General features: G+C 70.1%; 5 protein-coding genes, 1 tRNA gene and 1 pseudogene. 4 read left to right on the top strand and 3 right to left on the bottom strand.

Annotated features, from left to right (window positions below; all coding sequences use genetic code 11):
- The 3 genes and pseudogenes from H4F98_RS11430 to H4F98_RS11420 all read right to left on the bottom strand — a co-directional run.
- Positions 1 to 732, bottom strand: a pseudogene (locus H4F98_RS11430) (hypothetical protein); the annotation flags it as partial.
- 20 nt (positions 733 to 752) lie between these two features.
- Positions 753 to 1097 carry a hypothetical protein gene (locus H4F98_RS11425; RefSeq protein ID WP_182687748.1) on the bottom strand — a complete coding sequence of 115 codons (345 nt, stop codon included), beginning with the start codon at positions 1095 to 1097 and terminating at the stop codon, positions 753 to 755.
- Positions 1098 to 1333: 236 nt separating this feature from the next.
- Positions 1334 to 2311 carry an AfsR/SARP family transcriptional regulator gene (locus H4F98_RS11420; RefSeq protein WP_182687746.1) on the bottom strand — a complete coding sequence of 326 codons (978 nt, stop codon included), beginning with the start codon at positions 2309 to 2311 and terminating at the stop codon, positions 1334 to 1336.
- A gap of 368 nt (positions 2312 to 2679) precedes the next feature.
- On the opposite strand from H4F98_RS11420, the gene H4F98_RS11415 reads away from it, so the two are divergent.
- The 4 genes from H4F98_RS11415 (at position 2680) to H4F98_RS11400 (ending at position 6122) form a co-directional block, all read left to right on the top strand.
- Positions 2680 to 3039, top strand: a complete 360-nt coding sequence (locus H4F98_RS11415; protein ID WP_182687744.1) for a helix-turn-helix domain-containing protein — start codon at positions 2680 to 2682, stop codon at positions 3037 to 3039.
- Between the two features lie 57 nt (positions 3040 to 3096).
- Positions 3097 to 3173: transfer RNA gene (locus H4F98_RS11410), tRNA-Arg, on the top strand.
- Between the two features lie 93 nt (positions 3174 to 3266).
- Positions 3267 to 4799 (top strand): L-piperidine-6-carboxylate dehydrogenase, encoded by a 1533-nt coding sequence (amaB, locus tag H4F98_RS11405; RefSeq protein ID WP_182687742.1) that lies wholly within the window; start codon positions 3267 to 3269, stop codon positions 4797 to 4799.
- Positions 4800 to 5060: 261 nt separating this feature from the next.
- Positions 5061 to 6122 (top strand): quinone-dependent dihydroorotate dehydrogenase, encoded by a 1062-nt coding sequence (locus H4F98_RS11400; RefSeq protein WP_182687740.1) that lies wholly within the window; start codon positions 5061 to 5063, stop codon positions 6120 to 6122.
- Position 6123: the final 1 nt, after the last annotated feature.

Here is a 6123-nt window from a genome sequence, read left to right as displayed (position 1 = left end):
GCGCCAGGCCTGTGCCGTCGCCGGCGGGGCGCCGGCGCCCGCATCGGGCCCGGTCGCGGGGCTGGCGCCGTCGGTCGCCGGGCTCGCATGCCCGTTGGGTCGGGCAGCGCCCGCCTCCGGTGCCGGCGCCGCGCCGCCGGCGCCCTGCTCCCACAGATCGTCTGAGTAGCCATCGCTGTAGGGTGCCGCCGCGTGCGTGTCGGCGTTGCCGTTCGAATGGCCGTTGCCGTTCGTCGCGCCGTTGCGGCCCCCGGCCCCGTTCGTCGCGGGCGCGAGCGCGTCGCCGCCCCAGACCAGCGCATGGCCGTTGCCGCCCTGCCCGTTGGCGCCCAGGGTACGGCGCAGGCCGCGCTCGGTGAGTCCGGACAGGCTCACGTACATGTGCCCGGCATCGGGGGCCTTGACCGAGATCGGCCGGTTGCGGTCCTTGTCCTGGTAGGTCGCCACGCCGAAGTACAGGCGCGGCTGGCCGACGAAGCGCGCGACCACCGCCGGGGGCACCAGGTAGACGGCCTCGCGGCCGCCCGGCGCGGTGCGCCCGTCGCCGCCGGCGGCCAGCAGGCGGGTGGAGAAGAAGTTCCGCGTGGTCCGGTGCGAACGGTTCTCGGCCTTCAGCAGTTCCGGATCGGTCGCCAGGCCGATCTCGAACAGGGGCAGGTCGGTGCGGACGGTGAAGCCCAGCACGCTGAAACGATCGTCGATCGATTCGCGGTTGGCTCGAATGAGTGCCATGACTGAACTCCTTGGACGGCTCACTTGGGGGGCGTGGCGGGATGGCGGCGCGGCCGCTCGCCGCCCTGACTCGCTGGCGGGGTGCGCGCGCCGCCCTCCAGCGACAGCGCGACAGGGGCGTCGCCTGCGTCCTGGATGACGTTGGAGATGCGCTCCCAGAAGCGCTGCTGGGCATCGATGCCGATGCCTTCCAGATGCGGTTTCATGAAGTCCACCACCGTCTCCAGGTGGCGGAAGAAGGTGCGCTGGCCGGACTGCACGTGCTCGACGGAGCCCCGCCATTCGGCCGCCACGGCATCGGCGTCCCGGCGTTCGTTCCAGACGCGTACGATGAAGGCGGCGCTTCGATCCTCGAGCAATGCCATGACGGGTCGTCCAAGCAGTGAGGCCGGGATCGAGACTGCGCCTGTCCGCTCACCCCCGCGTCACCCCCGCGTCACCGCCGCATCACCGTCGGGTCACCGCATCGCCACCCCTTCCTGCCGTCCCGTGATGCAGCGGTGATGCGACGGTGACCGCCCGTCGAGTGCGCGCGTCAAAGCGGTCCCGCCCCAGGCACCGCCCGTCGAGCATGCATGGCAAGCGCGGCGAAGCGCGTTGGCTACTGGCGCATCAGGCGCAGGCTCAGTTGCAGCTGCGCGTCGGCGGCGGCGAGTTGCTTGCGCGCCGCGTCGATCAGCTCGCACGCATGCGGCGGGCCGACAAGCGGGCGCGGCGGCGCTTCACCGGCCATGGCCCGTGGCGACGGGTCCTGCGTCGGAACCGGCGGCATCGATGGAGAAGGCGGCGGCATCGACGGCGGCAGCGCCCTGGACGGTCCGATCGCGCTTTCGGCGATCTGCTGGTAGACCGCCATCGTCTCGCGCATCGGCTGGATCGCGAGCTCCCGCCGGAGCAGTTCCCGGCAGGCTTCGAACTGCTGCAGCGCCTGGGCACGCTGGCCGCTGAGCACGAACAGCTGCATCAGCTCGCGATGCACGTCCTCGCGCAGGGCGTCGTGGTCGAGGATGGCCTGGCCGTGGCGGATCGCCTCGGCATGGTCGCGCCGGATGGTGGCCAGCTGCATAAGCCGGCCCAGCGCGTTGAGGTGGTTGCGACGGTGCTTCTCGCGCTCGCGCAGTGCCCAGTCGTCGGACAGGTCGAGCAGGATGTCCGAGGTGTAGAGCTCCACGCCCCGGCGCAGGCCGTCGATGTCCGCGTCGGTGAGGCGTTCGGGCGGTTTTTCCAGGCCGGGCGCGACCAGCCGCTCGAACTCTTCGACATCGAGCCAGACGCCGGCCGGACCATTCAGGCCGATGGCCCCGCGGCGATCGCAGACGATCAGGTCGCCCGGCTTCAGCGGTGGCGTTTCCACCAGGCGCCGCAACCGCCAGAGCGCGGTGTTGAACGAGCCCGGGCTGGACGACGCCGAGCGCTCCGACCACAGGCTCGATTGCAGTTCCGAGCGACTGAAGTAGCGTCCATGTCCCAGCGCGAGGTAGGCCAGCAGGCTGCCGCAACGCCCCGCCAGGCTGCGCGCCCCGGACCCGCCCTCGCCGTGGGCGACGGACAACGAACCGAACAGGCAGATCCTGAGCATTCCGTATTTGCTCCCACAAGGCGCGTAGCGCGTCCGCCCCCCGGCCGGAACCCGATGGCCTGCCCGGTCGCGCGCAACGCATCGCTCCTGCTGGACGCGTTCGGCATCATGCCGGGTAGCCTGGACCGCCGGTCCGCGGCAAGCGCGTTCGAGCGGGCGACCTGTTTCGCATATTCGCGCGCGACTTGGAAGGGCGGTCACGGATTGGCCTGCGCAAGTAGCACTGTCCGTTCGCTTTCAGGGCAAGCTCGACAGGGATATCCGCCGGACGGTCAGCGATAGCGGGCAAGATCACGCAAGAATCGCTTACCGGTAAGCACGGTGCGCCATCTGCGCGCCGCCTTGCAGGGATGACGAAAGGACACCACGTGAGTGCATTGTCGCTGAGGGTACGCAAGGCACGGGTCATGGCCACGCTGTCGCAGGCCGAACTGGCGCGACGCATCGGCGTCAAGCGCAGCGCGGTGACCCAGTGGGAACAGGCCGCCGGCACCACGCCCAGCGTCGAGCACCTGATCAAACTCGCGCTGGAGACCGGTGTCAATTTCGAATGGCTGGCGAGCGGCCGTGGCCCGTCGCGCTGCGACGAGGTCGAGGCCGATCCGGCCGTGATCGTCGACGATTTCGCCCGCGATGCCGACGAGAGCCAGGCCCTGACCCAGTTCCGGCGCCTGTCGCCCAGCCGGCGCCGGATGGCCCTGGGCATCCTGGAGATCCTTGGCAAATGAGGCCCGCGGCGGCCGATTTCCGTCGCCCGCCCGGTTCATGCGAAAATAGGCGGCTTCGGCCCCGTAGCTCAGCTGGATAGAGCGTCCCCCTCCTAAGGGGAAGGTCGCACGTTCGAATCGTGCCGGGGTCGCCATGTTCCAGGCGCAGCCGCGCCTTCTCCGCGCCCGCTTGCGGCGACAGCCCCACCGTCGCCCCGCGGCCGGCCATTCGAACCACAGGAGTTTCCATGACCCATCCCGTCCTTTCCGCACTTGGCCTGAGCGGCAACGAATCCGGCACCTACCTGGGCAACGGCGAGTGGTCGAAGACCGCCGATGCCGGCGTGCTCGAGCCGATCAACCCGACCGATGGCACGGTGCTGGCGAAGGTGCAGGCGTCCTCGAAGGCCGACTACGACACCATCGTCGAGCGCGCCGAGGCCGCCTTCAAGGTCTGGCGCACCACTCCCGCCCCGCGCCGCGGCGAAGCCATCCGCCTGTGCGCCGAGGCGCTGCGCGAGAACAAGGACGCGCTGGGCTCGCTGGTCGCGCTCGAGATGGGCAAGTCCAAGCCCGAGGGCGACGGCGAAGTGCAGGAGATGATCGACATCGGCGAGTTCGCCGTCGGCCTGTCGCGCCAGCTCTACGGCCTGACCATGCATTCCGAGCGCCCCGGCCACCGCATGTACGAGCAGTGGCACCCGCTGGGCCTGGTCGGCATCATCTCGGCCTTCAACTTCCCGGTCGCGGTCTGGGCCTGGAACGCCTTCGTGGCCGGCGTCTGCGGCGACATCTGCATCTGGAAGCCCTCGCCCAAGACCCCGCTGTCGGCGATCGCCTCGATGAAGATCTGCAACGAGGCGCTGAAGAAGGCCGGCTTCCCGGACATCTTCTTCCTGTTCAACGACGGCGGCACCGAGCTGGCGCAGCACTTCGTCGACGACAAGCGCATTGCCCTGGTCAGCTTCACCGGCAGCACCCGCGTCGGCCGCACCGTCGGCGAGCGCGTCGCGCGCCGCATGGGCCGCTCGCTGCTGGAGCTGGGCGGCAACAACGCGATGATCGTCGACCAGAGCGCCGACCTGAAGCTGGCGATCCCGGCGATCGTGTTCGGCGCGGTCGGCACCGCCGGCCAGCGCTGCACCAGCACCCGCCGCGCCTTCATCCACGAGGCCATCTACGACGACGTGCTGGCCAAGCTGGTCGGCGCCTACAAGCAGGTCGAAGGCAAGATCGGCGACCCGACCGACCCGGCCAACCTGATGGGTCCGCTCAACAGTAGCGATGCCGTCGATGCCTACCTCGACGCCATCGAAGCGGCCAAGGCCGCCGGCGGCACCATCGAGACCGGCGGCGCAAAGATCGACCGCGCCGGCAACTTCGTCCTGCCGACCATCGTCACCGGCCTGGACAACGACGCGGAGATCGTCCAGCACGAGACCTTCGCGCCGATCCTGTACGTGATGAAGTTCAGCAAGCTCGACGAAGCCCTCGCCCTGCAGAACGCGGTGCCGCAGGGCCTGTCGTCGGCGATCTTCACCGAGAGCCTGAAGGCCGCCGAGGCCTTCCTGTCGGCGGCCGGTTCGGACTGCGGCATCGCCAATGTCAACATCGGCACCTCGGGCGCGGAGATCGGCGGCGCCTTCGGCGGCGAGAAGGAAACCGGCGGCGGCCGCGAGTCCGGCTCCGACGCCTGGAAGGCCTACATGCGCCGCCAGACCAACACGATCAACTACTCCGACGCGCTGCCGCTGGCCCAGGGCATCAAGTTCGACCTCTGATCGACCCATGATCTACCCATGATCGACCCGGGGCCGGCCCGTCCGGCCCCGACCGCCTTGCCCGGTCGGCCGCTTCGACGGCGGCCGCCTTCCGGGCGTCCCCATATCGGTGGCGCTCAGGCACAATGGGTACGTCGACCCGATCCCCACCGGAATGGCCGCCAGCGACACCGGCGGGCCGCCCGAAGGGGTCGTGTCGGCGGCATCCGCACCGGACCTGCGACCCCTCCCGGCCGCATCGCCCAGGAGACTCCCCCGTCGATGTACGCGCTCGCACGTCCGCTGCTGTTCAGACTCGATCCCGAACGGGCGCATGACCTGACCCTGCGATCACTGGACTCGCTGCACCGGGCCGGCATGACCCGCCTGGTCGCCCGGCGGCCGGCGCCCCTGCCCACCCGCGCCTTCGGCCTGGAATTCCCCAACCCGGTCGGCCTCGCCGCCGGCCTGGACAAGAACGGCGAGCACATCGACGCCCTGTTCGACCTGGGCTTCGGCTTCGTCGAGATCGGTACCGTCACCCCGCGCGCCCAGGAGGGCAACCCCAAACCGCGCATGTTCCGCCTGCCCCGCCAGCGCGGCATCATCAACCGCCTGGGCTTCAACAACCTGGGCGTGGACGTGCTGGTGCGCAACGTCGAGCAGTCGCGCAACCGCGGCAAGGGCCTGCTGGGCATCAACATCGGCAAGAACAAAGCCACGCCCAACGAGATCGCCGAGGGCGACTACATGTACGGCCTGTCGCGGGTCTACCCGCTGGCCGACTACGTGACGGTCAACATCTCCTCGCCCAACACCGCCGGCCTGCGCGAGCTGCAGGAAGAACAGCAGCTGCGGCGGCTGGTCAGCATCCTGCGCGAGGAACAGGAGCGCCTGGGCGCCAAGCACGGCCGCCGCGTGCCGATGCTGGTCAAGATCGCCCCGGACCTCACCGACGCCGACATCGACGCCTGCGCGCGCGTGCTGACCGAGCTGGAGGTCGACGGCGTCATCGCCACCAACACCACCGTCTCGCGGACCGCGGTCGAGGGCCAGAAGCACGCCAACGAGACCGGCGGCCTGTCCGGCCGGCCGCTGATGGGCCAGGCCACCACCGTGTTGCGCATGATGCGCACCCGCCTGCCCGAGTCGATCCCGCTGATCGGCGTGGGCGGCATCCTCAGCGGCGCCGACGCGGTCACCAAGACCTCGGCCGGCGCCACCCTGGTGCAGCTCTACAGCGGCCTGGTCTATCGCGGGCCGTCGCTGGTGCACGATTGCGTCGAGGCCATGCGCCGCCGCAAGGAAGCCCCGAGCAGCGATCCGCTGCGTCCCAAGCCGTGAC

The sequence above is a fragment of the Marilutibacter spongiae genome, assembly GCF_014145325.1.
GTDB lineage: Bacteria > Pseudomonadota > Gammaproteobacteria > Xanthomonadales > Xanthomonadaceae > Marilutibacter > Marilutibacter spongiae.
The sequence above is the reverse complement of the archived record's forward strand: the minus strand, read 5'-3'. Positions and strand labels throughout refer to the sequence as shown.